Below are 13,834 nucleotides of genomic sequence, written 5' to 3'. Positions count from 1 at the left end.
CCGCTGGGTGTGCATCTGTGCTCGTACCCCGTGTCGCGCCGCGCAGTCCAGGTCAGTTTTCCTCCTGTACGCGGGACGGCCACGGTATGCCTCACGCGCCCGGCGGGTCGGCCGGTGAGCCGGGGGCCGGAGAGCTGCCGCCGGAGGAAACCGCCGAGGTCGGCGGCGACTGGCTCGTGCTGTCGCCCGTCAGCGGCTGCCGCGGGGGCGAGGCCGGGGAGCTCTCGGGTTCGCTCGTGGGTTCGGACGGTGAGCTCGGCTTCGTCTCGGATCCCGGCGAGTCGGGCACCAGCTGGTGGGGGGACCGGGGCGCGGAGGAGGGGGGTTCGGAGGACGGGGACTCGGAGGACGGGGGTGCGACCCCCCTCGACTCCGGGCCCGAAGACCGCGAGGACGGCGGTTCCCCTGACGGGGGTTCCGACGACGGGGGTTCCGAGTGCGGCCGTTCCGAGGGCGTGGACGAACCGGAGGACGGCGGCAACGGACAGCCCGGCGGCCGGTCGGCGGGCGAGACGCACGGCGGGGACGTCCGCGCGCCGTCGCTCGTCGGTGGGCTCGGCGTGCTGACCGTGATGGACGGCGTGAGCCTCGCCGGCGGCCGGGTCGGCCGGTCCCGGTGCGGCTTGTCGCCCGGCTCGCGGGCGAACCAGTGGTGGTCGTGTTCGGGGTCGTAGAGCACGAACACGTCGATCACCGCCACGGACGGCTTGACCACGACGGTGGTCGAGGGACTGTACGAGGGCCACGACTCGCCGGTCCGCTTGAAACCGGACCGCTGGGCGAGCGGCGGGGTCAACGGGTTGCCGCAGGCGCAGCGCACCCGCGGCACGCCGTGCCGGTCGACCAGGACGGCCGTACCGGCCTGGAGGACGGCCTGGTAGGTGGTGGCGGCGCCGTCGCGATAGCCGTGATTGGTGACCCGGGTGTCCAGACGCAGCTGCACGGGGGTGAGGGAACGCAGGTGGGCCGGGACTCGGGAGGGGGCGACGCCGGCCACCGAGGCGAACGCCCTGTTCTTGGCGGGATCCGCCTGGAGGGCCTTGATCTGCCGCTCCACGTCGCAGCTGGAGACGTTGCGGGTGCCGCCGTAGAGCCCGTCGTCCCCGCCGTCGACACCGGGGGCGGTGTCCATGGGCGGGGAGGAGCCCGACGGGGCGACGGAGGCCGGTGGGAGGGAACTGTCGGTGGCGGCAGGCTGCGTGTAGGGCTCCGGGCCCGTCTTGGCGGCCGGCTGCATGAAGATCTCGCCGACCTGGCCGGAGTCGCCGCCGGATCCGGAGCCGCCTCCCTTCACGAGGGTGAGCACCAGGGCGAGCGCCGTCACGGCCACGACCGCGGTGGTGATCAGCGCGATCCGGGGCGCGGACTTCCACCGGCTCCGGCGCGGTCCGTCGTCGTCGCCCCCCGGGGAGCCGGCGTCCGACGGCTGGGAGGGCGGACCCGAGGGCGGCCCCGGAGGGGGCTGGGAGGGCGGTCCCGACAACGGGCCGGAGGGCGGTCCCGTGGGGCGGCCGGAAGACGGCGGTTCGACGCTCACGAGCACTCCCGACGTGGGTTTCCCGCGGCGCTTCGACAGATGGCCCTTGCAGACCCGACAGGAATCGACAGGACTCGACAGGGGCGACTTGTCAGAGACGCGCCGCTTTCTTCCACAACGCACCATTGTGTGCGCCGGTCGGGTGCGACTCGCAAGCGGGGCGCGGACGGCCCTCCCGACAGGCGGGCTCTCCCGGCGCTGCTTAGCGTGGCAGGGTGAGCTCGCACACCCCGCACGACCAGGCAGTCTCCCGCCACGGCTGGGTGCGGGCGATCGTCGTGGCGCTGGCCGGACTGATCGCCATGGCGGTGGTGGCCGCGCTGGGACTGTGGGCCGCCGGAGCCACGGACCTGCCTCAGGGCGCCTTCCCGCGGGTCGTCGCGGCGACCGTGGTGACGGGCGTCGGCGGCACGGTCGAACTCTCCGGGAACGCCGGCGGGCTCGCCGACACCCAGGCCGGTCTGACGGTGATCCCGCTGTCCGTGACCCTCGTCGGGGCGCTCGTGGTGGGCGTCGGATTCCTGCGGCCGCTGCGGCACCGGGCGGTGGCGGGCGCCGCGGAGCTGGCCGGGTGGGCGGCCCGGATCGCCGTGGTGTGGCTGCTCGGCCTCCTCGGCCTGGCCCTCGCCGGACGGCAGACCTTCAAGGTCTCCCTCGGCGACGACTCGCTGAGCGACCTCGGTGACCTGTTCGACGTCAGCCCCGAGGCCGGCTTCACCACGGACGTCCCCGTCACCCTCGTCGTCGGGCTGGTGTGGCTGGCGGGTGTGCTGGTGCTGGCGCTGCTGGTCTCGCCCGGCGCTCCGTTGCCGCCGCGGTTGCTGCGCCTGCAACGGTCGGTGCGGCCGGCCGCGTACGCGATGGTCCTGCTGCTGCTCTGCTGCGTCGTCCTGGGCCTCGTCGTCGCGCTCGTCGTCGCGGCGACCCGCGGGCATGCCGCCGAGACCTTCGCCGTGATCCTGCTCGGCCTGCCCAATCTGGTGTGGCTCACCTTCACGATCGGGCTGGGCGCCACCTGGAACGGCCGGGTCGAGGGTCCGTTCCGGCTGCCGATGCCTCAGGTGCTGGACGAGGTGCTGCGCAGTCCGGACGACTCCCGGCTGAACCTCGGCACCCTCGCCGAGCACGACAGCCGTGTGTGGTGGCTCCTCGCCGTGGACGCCGTCCTGCTGCTGGTGGCCGCGTTCGTGATGGCTGCCCACTCCCCCGCCGGGACGCGCGCCTGGCGGCACGCGGTGCACATGGCGGTGGCGCTGGTGCTCACGGTGCTGATGATCTGTCTGGTCGGCCGGATCTCGGCGCACTACGGCCTGTCCGTGCTCGGCATCGGTGATCTGGGCGGCGATCTGTCCGGGGAGCTGTATCTGCGCCCCGAGGTGTGGTCGGCGCTGGGTCTCGCCGCGTTGTGGGGGCTGGTCGCCGGTTTCCTGGGCGGCCTGCTGGCGGGGCGGCGCGGAGCCGGGGCCGGGGCCGCACAGGAACCCACTGAAAGCGGCGCCGGGCCCTCCGGTCACTCGGGTCACTCGGGTCGCTCGTGACCGCTCGGGACACTCGTGGCCCTCGGGTCACGGGGGACCGAGGGGGTGGAAGACCGGCCGGGCCCAGCGCGGAGGCTGCGGCGCCGACACCGGGGTGCCGGCCAGTTCGGTCGGCGGGTGAGCGGGCCTGAGCCCGCCGCCCGCCGTCGGCCTGAGCTCGGCGACGAAGGCGCCGCAGGTGTCATGCCGGGCCTCGGGGCTCTTGGCGAGGGCCCGGGCGAACACCGCGTCCATGTGCGGGGGGAGGCCGGGACGGGCCTCCGTCAGCAGGGGGGGTTCGGCCTTCTGGTGTGCCCAGAGCAGGGCCACGTCGTCGTCGCGGAGGAAGGGCGGGCCGCCCGCGAGGCACTCGTAGACCACGCAGGCCAAGCCGTAGACATCGCAGCGTCCGTCGACCGGTTGCCCGGAGATCTGCTCGGGGGCGACATAGTCGAGCGTGCCGACGAACTGGCCGACCGAGGTGAAGCCGGTCAGGGAGAGCGACTTCTTCGTCAGGCCGAAGTCGGTGAGGTAGACGTGCTCGGGGTGGTCGCTGTCGGTGCCCCGGGCGACGAGGATGTTGCCGGGTTTGACGTCCCGGTGGACCAGCCCGTGCTCATGGGCGGCGTCCAGCGCGGAGGCGACCTGCGCGGCGATGCGGACGGCGGTCGCTGGGGGCAGCGGCCCCTCGCGGTCGAGGAGGTGGCGCAGATCGCTCCCCTCCACGTACCGCATGGCGATGTACAGGACCCCGTCGGTCTCGTCCGCCTCGAAGACGGGCACGATGTGCGGGTGGTCGATGGCGGCAGCCACCCGCGACTCGTGGGTGAAGCGCTTGCGGAACACATCGTTGCGGGCCAGCTCCGGGGCGAGCAGTTTGAGCGCGACGGTCCGGTCCAGCCGCAGGTCGTGGGCGCGGTAGACGACGGCCATGCCGCCGCGTCCGATCTCGCCCTCGATGCGGTAGCCGGCGATCCGCCGGCCGACCAGTTCGGAGGGCCGGCCGGAGAAGGGGGTGCTTCCGCGGGCCATCAGGAACCCCGGCCGGGGTTCACGACCCGGGTGGCCGTGTGGTCCCGGTCCTCGGCTGCCGCGTCCGGCGCCCGGTCCGTCGCGTAGGTGCTGAGACGGGTGCCGTCGCCGTACAGCCAGCTCTCCCGCGCCGGGTCGTACAGCCACACGTCCTCGCCGTCCACGACCACGCCGATCCGCAGTCCGTGGGTGCGGCGCCGGAAGGACTCGCCGTCGAGGCCCGCGTCGGCCAGTTCCTCCACCGCCGCCCGGTACCGGGCGAGGGCCTGTTCGGCGCGGCCGAGGAGCGGGCGCGGGTCGGCGGCGGTCGCGAGGGGGACGTCGGAGCTGGGCGGGTCCTGGGGGACGGCGACCAGATAGCGGCCGTCGACCCAGGCCGACCAGCCGTTGGAGCACAGCACGCGCCCCCAGTCGCCGCGCCGCTCCATGAGCCGCACCGGCAGCAGCGGATCGAGGGGCACGGTGGGGCGGGCCGGGTCGGGGGCCTCCCAGGCGGGCATGCCGTGCTGGGGGACCACGTGCGTGGGCCGGAATCCGGGAGTCGTCATCGGCCCGACCTACTTCCGCATCACGGCGGGCTCGTGCCGGCGCAGCAGCCGGGAGACGAGGAATCCGCAGACCGCCGAGAGCACGACGAGCATGCCCACGTCGAGCAGCCACACCGCCGCCGAGTGCTCGAACAGCGGATCGGCGGTGATCTCCCCGGGCACGATCCTGGCCAGCTCGATGGTGCCGGCCATCGCGCCGAGCGCCCAGCGCGCGGGCACCAGCCACGACAGCTGCTCCAGACCGGGCACGCCGTCCAGGGTCAGCAGCGCCCCGCAGAAGACCACTTGGACGATGGCGAGCAGCACCAGCAGCGGCATCGTCACCTCCTCCTTGCGGACGAGCGCGGAGATCAGCAGGCCGAGCATCATCGCCGTGAAGGCCAGCAGGGCCACGGCGACGGTGATCTCGATCAGGGGTGGCATCAACACGCCCTCGCCGCCGGGAGCGTTGAGGTCGACGCCGAGCAGGGCGACGAGGGTCAGTACCACCGCCTGCACGACGGTCACCGCGCCGAGGACGACGACCTTGGACATCAGGTACGCCGATCTGGACAGGCCGACGGCGCGTTCCCGCTGGTAGATCACGCGTTCCTTGACGAGTTCGCGCACGGCGTTGGCCGCGCCGGTCAGGACGCCGCCGACGCACAGGATGAGCAGCACGTTCATCGCGTGCTCCCGGTCGAGCTCGCCGCCGGACAGGGCGCGGGCCATGGCGCCCATGACGAACGGCAGGGCGATCATGATCGCGAGGAAGGTGCGGTCGGCGGCGAGCGCGGCCGCGTAGCGGCGGACCAGGGTGCCGAGCTGGGCGCTCCTGCTGCGGGGCCGGGGCGGCGGCGGCATGACGACCGGGCCGGAGCGGGGCAGCCGGGGCTGATCGCTGTCGTTGACGACGTACTGCCGCCGGAACGGCGAGTCGAGGTACTCCCCCGCCCAGTCCCGGTCCTGGTCGCGTTCGAAGGCCTCGAAGGCCTCCGGCCACTGCTCGAAGCCGAAGAAGGCGAGGGCGTCCTCGGGCGGCCCGTAGTAGGCGACCCTGCCGCCCGGCGCGAGCACCAGCAGCCGGTCGCAGACGTCGAGGCTGAGGACGCTGTGCGTGACGACGATGACGGTACGGCCGTCGTCGGCGAGGCCGCGCAGCATGTGCATCACCGAGCGGTCCATGCCCGGGTCGAGGCCCGAGGTCGGCTCGTCCAGGAAGAGCAGCGAGGGTTTGGTCAGCAGTTCCAGGGCCACGCTGACGCGCTTGCGCTGGCCGCCGGAGAGGCTGTGCACGGGTTGGGTCGCGCGCTGTTCGAGCCCCAGCTCGCGGATGACCTCCTCGACCCGGTCGCGGCGCTCGGCCTTGGCCGTGTCCTGCGGAAAACGCAGCTCGGCGGCGTAGACGAGGGCGCTGCGCACGGTCAGCTGGGCGTGCAGGATGTCGTCCTGCGGGACCAGTCCGATGCGCTGGCGCAGCTCGGCGTAGTCGCGGTAGAGGTCACGGCCGTCGTACACGACCGTGCCGTGATCGGCGGGGCGCTGGCCGGTGAGGGCGCCGAGCAGCGTCGACTTGCCGGCGCCGCTGGGGCCGACGACGGCGAGCAGGCACTTCTCCCCCACCGGGAAGGACACCCGGTCGAGCAGGACCTTGCGGCCCCGGTCGACGGCGACCGTCAGGTCCTGTACGTCGAGGGAGACCTCGCCGGTGTCGACGTACTCCTGGAGCTGGTCGCCGACGAGGCAGAAGTCCGAGTGGCCGATGCCGACGATGTCGCCGGGGTCGAGCGGGGCGCGGGTGACGGGCAGCCCGTTGAGGTACGTCCCGTTGTGGCTGCCGAGGTCGACGATCTCGTGGCCGCCCTCGGGCAGCGCGCGCAGTTCCGCGTGCCGGCGCGAGACGACCAGGTCGTCGACGACGAGGTCGTTATCGCCGGCGCGGCCGATGCGGACGGTGCGCGCGGGCAGCGGCCGGACGGAGGTGGGCTCCCGGAAGGTGCCGGTCACGCCGGGCATGGAAACCCCCGACGGGCGTTCCGCCGCGGGCGGGGGGCGGGCCGACAGGACGAGGCAGGGGCCGTCGTCCGGGCTGCCGACGCGGATCACGCTGCCGGGGCCGACGCCCCACTCGTCGATGCGCCGGCCGTCGGCGTAGGTCCCGTTGGTGCTGTGTTCGTCGGCGACGGTCCAGTGGTCGCCGTCGGGCCGCAGCATCGCGTGGTGCCAGGAGACACGGGTGTCGTCGATGACGATGTCGCTGAGCGGGTCCCGTCCGACGCGGTAGTCGTGGCCCGGGATCAGCACGCGGGAACCCGTCTCGGTCTCCAGCACGAGTTCGGGCGCGGTCGAGGAGACCGGTCGCTCCACCATGTCCGAATTCTATCGATTGACACCCTTGTGTGCCCAACGGGCGACAGGGTCTCAGCAGACGAGGCCTCAGCCGACGGGGAGGAAGAGCGCCGGGACGGTCCGCTGCATCCGCAGCGCGTCGACGGATTCGGCGAGCAGTTCGTACTCGGTGGTCTCGTCGCTGATCGCGATCCGCACCAGCCGGCCGCCCGCCAGCTCGTCGGCCACCAGCTCCTGGCGGCCCATGTCGGCGCACCAGGCCCGCAGCAGTTCGGGCACGTCCGGCACATTGTCGGCGACCGGGACCAGCGCGCCCGGCGGGATGTGCTCGCTCTCGGGCCGCGGATCCAGCCGTTCGGCCATCCAGGAGGCCCGGTCGCGCAGCCACCACAGGGCGAGCGCCAGCGTCGGCGCACGGTAGGTGCCGAGCGGTACGCCGATGCGCCGGCCGTCGCAGACGCCGTACGCGGTGACATGGCACAGGAATTCGTCGTGCACGTCTCTCTCCCCCGGTGCTCGCCGGCCGGTCGTGCCTCGCTTTCCGTGCGGCTCCTATGGGGTGAACTGCCCCTGACCTTTGAGTATGTTCACTCTTGAAACACTGTCACCATGACTTTCCGGCCAGTCTCTTGGCATATTCCGTGCCGTTCATGGCCGAAATCCGGCGAGCACCGGATCCCGTCGTCATTACCCGACAGGTAATCGACCCGGACGGCGGGCGCGGGCAAGGTGGTCACACCGGATCGGCGATAACCGAGATCCGGGACCTGACCAGTATCGATGACCTCATTGGAGGCTGATTCACGATGTCCGCGAACACCGCCCGTTACGAGAATGCCGTCGCCCGCTACTTCGAGGCCTGGAACGCGCGGGAGCCCGAGGCTTTGGCCAAGGCTGTTACCGCCGCGTGGGCCGTGGACGGAGGCTACACCGACCCGCTGGCCGACGTCCGGGGCCATGAGGGGATCGCGGCCGTGATCGCGGCGGCGCACGCGCAGTTCCCGGGCTTCGCCTTCCGCCCCACCGGCGCCGTCGACGGGCACCACGACACGGCCCGCTTCTCCTGGGAACTGGTCAGCGAGGCCGACGGGTCGGCGCCGGTGGCCGGATCCGACGTGGTCGTCCTGGACGCCGAGGACCGGATCGTCTCCGTCCTCGGATTCCTCGACCGGGTGCCCGCCGGATCCTGAGCCGGCGGGCGATGAATTCCTCCGCCCGCGGCGGTCCACCCTTCAGGAGATCACCGCGAGCGGAGGACGTCATGAGCGCAACCGGAACACTGAATACCGAATTCACGGCCGTCCTGCGCAAGAGCCCGGCGAAAGGCGGCTGGACCTATGTCGTCTGGCCCGAGTCCGCCGAATTCTTCGGCACCCGCGGACTGGTCAAGATCCGCGGGACGGTCGACGGACATCCGTTCCGGAGTTCGTTCATGGCCCTCGGGGACGGCACCCACAAACTTCCCGTCGACGCCGAGGTGCGCAAGGCGATCGGAAAGCGGGAGGGCGATGCGGTGACCGTACTCCTGACGGAGCGGCTCAGCCGTTGATCACCGCGTCGATCCGGGTCAGCTCCTCGGCCTCGAAGTCCAGGTTGGCGAGGGCGCCGACGCTGTCCTCGATCTGCCGGGCGCTGCTCGCGCCCACCAGCGCGGAGGTCACCCGGCCGCCGCGCAGCACCCAGGCCAGCGCGAGCTGGGCGAGGGACTGGCCGCGGGACTTGGCGATGTCGTCGAGGGTGCGCAGCTTGCCGGTGAGCTCCTCGGTGACCGCCTCGGAGTTCAGGAACGGGCTGTCGCTCGCCGCCCGTGAGTCCTCCGGGATGCCGTTCAGGTAGCGGCCGGTCAGCAGGCCCTGCTCCAGCGGCGAGAACACGATCGACCCGACCTGGAGCTCGTCCAGGGCGTCGAGCAGGCCCTCGCTCTCCGGGCGGCGGTCGAGCATCGAGTAGCGCGGCTGGTGGATGAGCAGCGGGGTGCCCAGCTCACCGAGGATGCGGGCGGCCTCGCGGGTCTGCTCCGCCGAGTAGTTGGAGACGCCGACGTAGAGCGCCTTGCCCTGCTGGACCGCGGTGTGCAGGGCGCCCATCGTCTCCTCCAGGGGAGTCTCCGGGTCGGGGCGGTGCGAGTAGAAGATGTCGACGTAGTCCAGGCCCATCCGGGTCAGGCTCTGGTCGAGCGAGGACAGCAGGTACTTGCGCGAGCCCCATTCGCCGTACGGTCCCGGCCACATCAGGTAGCCGGCCTTGGTGGAGATGACCAGCTCGTCGCGGTACGGCGCGAAGTCCGCCGTCAGCGCCTCGCCCAGCGCGGACTCGGCGGCGCCGGGCGGCGGCCCGTAGTTGTTGGCCAGGTCGAAGTGGGTGATGCCGAGGTCGAAGGCGCGGCGCAGAATCGCCCGCTGCGTCTCGACCGGACGGTCCGGGCCGAAGTTGTGCCACAGTCCGAGCGACAGCGCGGGCAGCTTCAGGCCGCTGCGTCCGGTGCGCCGGTAGGGCATGTCGGCGTAGCGGTCGGGATGTGCGGTGTACAACGCGACTCCAGGAAGGGTTGGCACGCCAGGAAGGGTTGGCACGGAAGTGGGGGTTCGGGAACCTTCACCCACTCTGGTCGACCTGCGGGTAGTGGTCCAACAGAAGAATCCGATGGAATTGTGCGGCTACGCTTCTCAATCATGGAACTGCGCCACCTCCAGCACTTCGTCGCGGTCGCCGAGGACCAGCACTTCACCCGGGCCGCCGAACGCCTGATGGTCTCCCAGTCGGGCCTCTCGGCGTCGATCCGGGCCCTCGAGCGGGAGCTGCGTGCCCCGCTGTTCGTGCGGACCACCCGGCGGGTGACGCTCACGGAGGCGGGCCGGGCGCTGCTGGCCGAGGCCGAGCGGATCCTGGCGCAGGTGCGGGCGGCCCACGAGGCGGTGGCAGCCGTGCAGGGAGTGGTGCGCGGCACCCTCTCCGTGGGCACCGAGCAGTGCATCGCCGGAGTGGACGTGGCCGGGCTGCTGGCGGCGTTCCGGCGGCGCCATCCCGATGTGGAGATCCGGCTGCGGCAGACCGGCTCGGGCGCGCTCGGCGAGGAGGTGGCGGCCGGGCGGCTCGACCTGGCCTTCGCCTACCGGACCCAGACGGACACCGACCAGCTCCGCTGCGCGCCGCTGGCCACCGAGCCGATGTACGTGCTGTGCCATCCCGAGCACCGGCTCGCCGGGGTGTCGGCGGCGCTGACCCCCCAGGACGTCGCGGGCGAGGTGTTCGTCGACTTCCATCCGGACTGGGGACCGCGCCGCGCCACCGACGCCGCGTTCGCCGAGGTGGGAGTGCGCCGCACGGTCGCCCTGGAGGTCAACGACGTGCACAGTCTCCTGGACCTGGTGGACGAGAACCTCGGCGTCGCCGTCGTACCGCGCCACTTCCGGCACAAGCGGGAGGCGCTCACCGCGCTGCCCCTCAAGGGCACCGGCGAGGCGGTGTACGAGACGGTCGCGCTGCTGCCGCCCGCCAGGTCGACCAGCCCGGCGGCCCGGGCGCTGATGACGCTGCTGGAAACGGGGAGCGGGTGAGGGCGGGGTGCGCGATGGTGGACGTATGCATGCCAAGGACATCCTCATCGACGGGTACCACCGCATCCAGGAAGAGGTCCACGCCGCCGTCGAGGGCCTGGACCCCGACGACCTCAACGCCCGGCCCGCCGACGGGGCCAACTCGATCGCCTGGCTCGTCTGGCATCTCACCCGCGTCCAGGACGACCATCTCGCCGACGCCTTCGGACGCGACCAGGTGTGGCTGGCCCAGGACTGGGAGAAACGGTTCGGCCTCGACCTGCCGCGCCAGGACACCGGGTACGGGCACAGTGACGCGAAGGTCGCGAAGGTGCGGGTCTCCGACGGCGGCCTGCTGACCGGGTACCACGACGCCGTGCACGCGCAGAGCCTGGAGGCGCTGCGCGCACTCACGGCGGCGGACCTGGAGCGCGTCGTGGACGAGCGCTGGGACCCACCCGTCACCCTGGGCGTTCGGCTGGTCAGCGTCCTGTCCGACGATCTCCAGCACGTCGGACAGGCCGCCTACGTCCGCGGACTGCTTCAGAGCGCGGCGGCGTAACCCGGAAGGACGACGTCCTCGATGAGGGCCTTGCGCTCGTCGAACGGCAGGAACGCGCTCTTGAGGGCGTTCACCGTCACGGTGCGCAGGTCCTCGAGGGTCCAGCCCGCCTCCTGGACGAGCAGCGACATCTCGCGCGTCATCGTCGTACCCGAGACCAGACGGTTGTCGGTGTTGAGCGTGACCCGGAAGCCGAGGTCCTTCAGCGCGGTGATCGGGTGCTCGGCGATCGAGGTGGCCGCGCCGGTCTGGAGGTTGGAGGTCGGGCACATCTCCAGGGCCACCCGGCGGTCGCGCACCCATCCCGCGAGCCGCCCGAGCTTGCCGTCCACGATGTCGTCGGTGATGCGGACGCCGTGGCCGATGCGCTGGGCGCCGCAGACCTGGAGGGCCTGGTGGATGCTGGGCAGGCCGTGGGCCTCGCCCGCGTGGATGGTGAAGGGGACGCTCTCGCGGCGCAGGTGCTCGAAGGCGGCGAGGTGGTCGGCGGGCGGGAAGCCGTCCTCGGCGCCGGCGATGTCGAAGCCGACGACACCCGCGTCCCGGAAGGCGACCGCGAGGTCGGCGGTCTCCCTGGTCCGGTCGAACATGCGCATGCCGCAGAGCAGGGTGCCGACGCGGACCGGGGTGCCCGCGGCCGACGCCTTCGCCATGCCGGCCGCGAGGCCCTCCTGGACCGTCTCGACGACCTCGGGGAGCGTGAGCTCGCCGTTCAGCATCAGCTCGGGGGCGTAGCGGACCTCGCCGTAGACGACTCCGTCGGCCGCCAGGTCGAGCACGTACTCCTCCGCGGTGCGCAGCAGGCCCTCGCGGGTCTGCATGACGGCGAGGGTGTGCTCGAAGGTGGCTATGTACCGGACCAGGTCACCCGAGTTGGCGGCCTCGAAGTACCAGGCGGCGAGTTCACCGGGGTCGGTGGTGGGCAGAGCGTGGCCGACCGCGTCCGCGAGCTCGACGACGGTGGCGGGGCGCAGGCCGCCGTCGAGGTGGTCGTGCAGCACCGCCTTGGGCAGACGGCGGAGGGTGTCGGTGTCGATGTGGTGCGCGGTCATGAGCGTGTTCCTCGGCAGCTGGTTCTCAGGTGGTTTCTCGAGCGGATTCTCAGACGGTGGCGGGCTGGAGCAGGTCCCAGCGGTTTCCGTACAGGTCCCGGAAGACGGCTACGGAGCCGTAGGCCTCGTGGCGGGGCTCCTCCAGGAAGGTCACCCCGGCGGCGAGCATGCGGGCGTGGTCGCCGGCGAAGTCCTCGGTGTGCAGGAAGAACCCGACGCGGCCGCCGGTCTGGTCGCCGATCCGGGCGCGCTGGGCGTCGCCCTTGGCCCGGGCGAGCAGCAGCCCGACGCCCTCCTGGCCGTCCCCCGGCCGTACGACGACCCAGCGGGCGCCGTCGGGACGGGGTTCGTCCTCGACGAGCCGGAATCCGAGCGCCTCGGTGTAGAAGCGGATCGCCTCGTCGTAGTCGTCGACGACAAGCGTGACCAGGGCGATGCGACTCATCATGGCCTTTCGGGGAGCGTGCGGGAAGGTGTGGGGAGGTGCGATTGACGGGTGAGGTTATACGTAAAACCCTCCGCACGCCAGTCGCCTCCGCGAAGGCGCCGAGATGGGGCCCGCCGTCTCCCTCGGGTGGATCAGGTCGCGCGTCGCGGCGGGGGTGGGGCAGGCCTAGGGCCTTTCTTTCGGATCAGGTCGGCTTGGAGCGGCGGTGCCTTGTTCGCGACCCGAGTGGGGTCTGGTGCGTGCAGCTGCAAGGCGGAGGAGGGAGTCGACGCGATGGGGGTCCCCCCGCGCGAGCGCAGTCGAGCGTGGGGGAGTCGGCGACCGACGACAACGCCGCAGATGGGCGTCCACACCCCGCGAGCGACGGCAAGATCCGAAAGAGAGGCCCTAGGTCGCGAGCCCGAGGCCGGATCGGGACCGCGGCCCGAGGCGGAGGAGGCCTCGCCGTCGCTACCGTCCCGGGCATGAAGATCACGGAGCCGCCCCGCACCTCCGGGCAGCGCAAGCGGGAACTGCTGGACCGGCTGGAACGCGATGTCGACGTCTGGGTCGCCACGGCGGACCGGGAGGGGTTGCCCTGTCTCGTCGCGCTGTGGTTCGTCTGGGACGGCGAGCACCTGTGGCTGTCCACCCGCCTCACCAACCCCACCGGCCGCAACCTCCGGGAGGGCGGCCGGGCCCGCCTGGCCTTCGGGGACACGCGGGACGTGGTCCTCCTCGACGCCGAGGTCGAGACGTACACGCGCGAGGAGGTACCGAAGGAGGCGGCCTCGGCGTTCCTGGCGAAGACGGGCTGGGATCCCGGCCGGGACAGCGCGTCGTACGCCTACTTTCGGGTGCGGCCGGTCGCGGTGCAGGCGTGGCGCGAGCAGCACGAGCTGTCTACGCGGCATCTGATGCGGGACGGGGTGTGGGTCGGGTAGGGACGGGGTGTGGGTCGGGTCGACGGACGCCGCCACCGAGATCCCGCCGCCGGACGCCGGTCCCGGCTCCCGCCGCCAGACGCCGTACCCGGATCCCGCCGGGCGGCGGAGTCCGGGACGCTGTCGGCGTCCGGCGACGTGCCAGGACCGTCGGACCCGCACGAACCGGCCGACCCGTCGGACCCACCCGACTCGTCGGACCCGGCCGACCTGTCGGACCCGCGGGACCCGGCCAGGCGGCGGGGCCCGGGAACACTGTCGGCGTCCGGCGACGTGCCAGGACCGTCGGACCCGCACGAACCGGCCGACCCGTCGGACCCACCCGACTCGTCGGACCCGGCCGACCTGTCG

General features: G+C 72.4%; 14 protein-coding genes. 6 read left to right on the top strand and 8 right to left on the bottom strand.

Annotated features, from left to right (window positions below; genetic code table 11):
* Positions 1-91 precede the first annotated feature (91 nt).
* Positions 92-1,537 (bottom strand): DUF6777 domain-containing protein, encoded by a 1,446-nt coding sequence (locus tag ACIRPU_RS08260; protein ID WP_403863262.1) that lies wholly within the window; start codon positions 1,535-1,537, stop codon positions 92-94.
* Between the two features lie 215 nt (positions 1,538-1,752).
* Between ACIRPU_RS08260 and ACIRPU_RS08255 the strand changes: the two genes are divergently transcribed.
* Positions 1,753-3,075 (top strand): streptophobe family protein, encoded by a 1,323-nt coding sequence (locus ACIRPU_RS08255; protein ID WP_403863259.1) that lies wholly within the window; start codon positions 1,753-1,755, stop codon positions 3,073-3,075.
* A gap of 27 nt (positions 3,076-3,102) precedes the next feature.
* Here ACIRPU_RS08255 and ACIRPU_RS08250 read toward each other — a convergent pair whose 3' ends face one another.
* From ACIRPU_RS08250 to ACIRPU_RS08235, 4 genes are all read right to left on the bottom strand, one after another.
* Positions 3,103-4,086, bottom strand: coding sequence for a serine/threonine-protein kinase (locus ACIRPU_RS08250; protein ID WP_403863256.1), 984 nt, complete (start codon positions 4,084-4,086; stop codon positions 3,103-3,105).
* On the bottom strand, positions 4,086-4,634 hold the full coding sequence (locus tag ACIRPU_RS08245; RefSeq protein ID WP_403863253.1) for a hypothetical protein: 549 nt from the start codon (positions 4,632-4,634) through the stop codon (positions 4,086-4,088). The genes ACIRPU_RS08250 and ACIRPU_RS08245 overlap by 1 nt, the downstream gene beginning before the upstream one ends.
* A 9-nt stretch (positions 4,635-4,643) precedes the next feature.
* Positions 4,644-6,983 carry an FHA domain-containing protein gene (locus ACIRPU_RS08240; protein ID WP_403863250.1) on the bottom strand — a complete coding sequence of 780 codons (2,340 nt, stop codon included), beginning with the start codon at positions 6,981-6,983 and terminating at the stop codon, positions 4,644-4,646.
* Between the two features lie 66 nt (positions 6,984-7,049).
* A complete protein-coding gene (locus ACIRPU_RS08235) occupies positions 7,050-7,460 on the bottom strand; it encodes a hypothetical protein (protein ID WP_355709104.1) in 411 nt (136 codons plus the stop codon).
* Between the two features lie 308 nt (positions 7,461-7,768).
* Here ACIRPU_RS08235 and ACIRPU_RS08230 point away from each other — a divergent pair, with 308 nt between their 5' ends.
* Together ACIRPU_RS08230 and ACIRPU_RS08225 are read left to right on the top strand one after the other, a co-directional pair.
* Entirely contained in the window at positions 7,769-8,152 is a 384-nt protein-coding gene (locus tag ACIRPU_RS08230) for a nuclear transport factor 2 family protein (protein ID WP_403863247.1), read from the top strand.
* 71 nt (positions 8,153-8,223) lie between these two features.
* Complete coding sequence (locus ACIRPU_RS08225; protein WP_355709108.1) at positions 8,224-8,511, top strand: DUF1905 domain-containing protein; 288 nt, start codon at positions 8,224-8,226, stop codon at positions 8,509-8,511.
* On the opposite strand, the gene mgrA is transcribed toward ACIRPU_RS08225, so the two are convergent.
* Complete coding sequence (mgrA, locus tag ACIRPU_RS08220) at positions 8,501-9,493, bottom strand: L-glyceraldehyde 3-phosphate reductase (protein WP_403863615.1); 993 nt, start codon at positions 9,491-9,493, stop codon at positions 8,501-8,503. The genes ACIRPU_RS08225 and mgrA overlap by 11 nt on opposite strands.
* A 141-nt stretch (positions 9,494-9,634) precedes the next feature.
* On the opposite strand from mgrA, the gene ACIRPU_RS08215 reads away from it, so the two are divergent.
* Complete coding sequence (locus ACIRPU_RS08215; RefSeq protein WP_384120452.1) at positions 9,635-10,519, top strand: LysR substrate-binding domain-containing protein; 885 nt, start codon at positions 9,635-9,637, stop codon at positions 10,517-10,519.
* Between the two features lie 25 nt (positions 10,520-10,544).
* Positions 10,545-11,060, top strand: coding sequence for a DinB family protein (locus ACIRPU_RS08210; protein ID WP_403863243.1), 516 nt, complete (start codon positions 10,545-10,547; stop codon positions 11,058-11,060).
* Here the strand turns inward: ACIRPU_RS08210 and ACIRPU_RS08205 are convergent.
* Both ACIRPU_RS08205 and ACIRPU_RS08200 read right to left on the bottom strand, forming a co-directional pair.
* Positions 11,042-12,112 carry an adenosine deaminase gene (locus ACIRPU_RS08205; protein WP_384120448.1) on the bottom strand — a complete coding sequence of 357 codons (1,071 nt, stop codon included), beginning with the start codon at positions 12,110-12,112 and terminating at the stop codon, positions 11,042-11,044. The genes ACIRPU_RS08210 and ACIRPU_RS08205 overlap by 19 nt on opposite strands.
* A gap of 49 nt (positions 12,113-12,161) precedes the next feature.
* Complete coding sequence (locus tag ACIRPU_RS08200; protein WP_403863612.1) at positions 12,162-12,557, bottom strand: VOC family protein; 396 nt, start codon at positions 12,555-12,557, stop codon at positions 12,162-12,164.
* A 467-nt stretch (positions 12,558-13,024) separates the two neighbouring features.
* On the opposite strand from ACIRPU_RS08200, the gene ACIRPU_RS08195 reads away from it, so the two are divergent.
* Positions 13,025-13,483 (top strand): pyridoxamine 5'-phosphate oxidase family protein, encoded by a 459-nt coding sequence (locus tag ACIRPU_RS08195; protein WP_403863240.1) that lies wholly within the window; start codon positions 13,025-13,027, stop codon positions 13,481-13,483.
* The last annotated feature ends 351 nt before the right edge of the window (positions 13,484-13,834 follow it).

The sequence above is a fragment of the Streptomyces sp. NPDC102259 genome, from assembly GCF_044766465.1.
In the GTDB taxonomy this organism is placed as follows: domain Bacteria; phylum Actinomycetota; class Actinomycetes; order Streptomycetales; family Streptomycetaceae; genus Streptomyces.
This window is presented reverse-complemented; position numbering and strand designations above follow the sequence as displayed.

Excerpts from the sequence above, each read along its gene's own strand:
- ACIRPU_RS08250 (WP_403863256.1), bottom strand. The coding sequence starts at position 4,086 with ATGGCCCGCGGAAGCACCCCCTTCTCCGGCCGGCCCTCCGAACTGGTC.
- ACIRPU_RS08245 (WP_403863253.1), bottom strand. The coding sequence starts at position 4,634 with ATGACGACTCCCGGATTCCGGCCCACGCACGTGGTCCCCCAGCACGGC.
- ACIRPU_RS08240 (WP_403863250.1), bottom strand. The coding sequence starts at position 6,983 with ATGGTGGAGCGACCGGTCTCCTCGACCGCGCCCGAACTCGTGCTGGAG.
- ACIRPU_RS08230 (WP_403863247.1), top strand. The coding sequence starts at position 7,769 with ATGTCCGCGAACACCGCCCGTTACGAGAATGCCGTCGCCCGCTACTTC.
- ACIRPU_RS08225 (WP_355709108.1), top strand. The coding sequence starts at position 8,224 with ATGAGCGCAACCGGAACACTGAATACCGAATTCACGGCCGTCCTGCGC.
- ACIRPU_RS08215 (WP_384120452.1), top strand. The coding sequence starts at position 9,635 with ATGGAACTGCGCCACCTCCAGCACTTCGTCGCGGTCGCCGAGGACCAG.
- ACIRPU_RS08210 (WP_403863243.1), top strand. The coding sequence starts at position 10,545 with ATGCATGCCAAGGACATCCTCATCGACGGGTACCACCGCATCCAGGAA.
- ACIRPU_RS08205 (WP_384120448.1), bottom strand. The coding sequence starts at position 12,112 with ATGACCGCGCACCACATCGACACCGACACCCTCCGCCGTCTGCCCAAG.
- ACIRPU_RS08200 (WP_403863612.1), bottom strand. The coding sequence starts at position 12,557 with ATGAGTCGCATCGCCCTGGTCACGCTTGTCGTCGACGACTACGACGAG.
- ACIRPU_RS08195 (WP_403863240.1), top strand. The coding sequence starts at position 13,025 with ATGAAGATCACGGAGCCGCCCCGCACCTCCGGGCAGCGCAAGCGGGAA.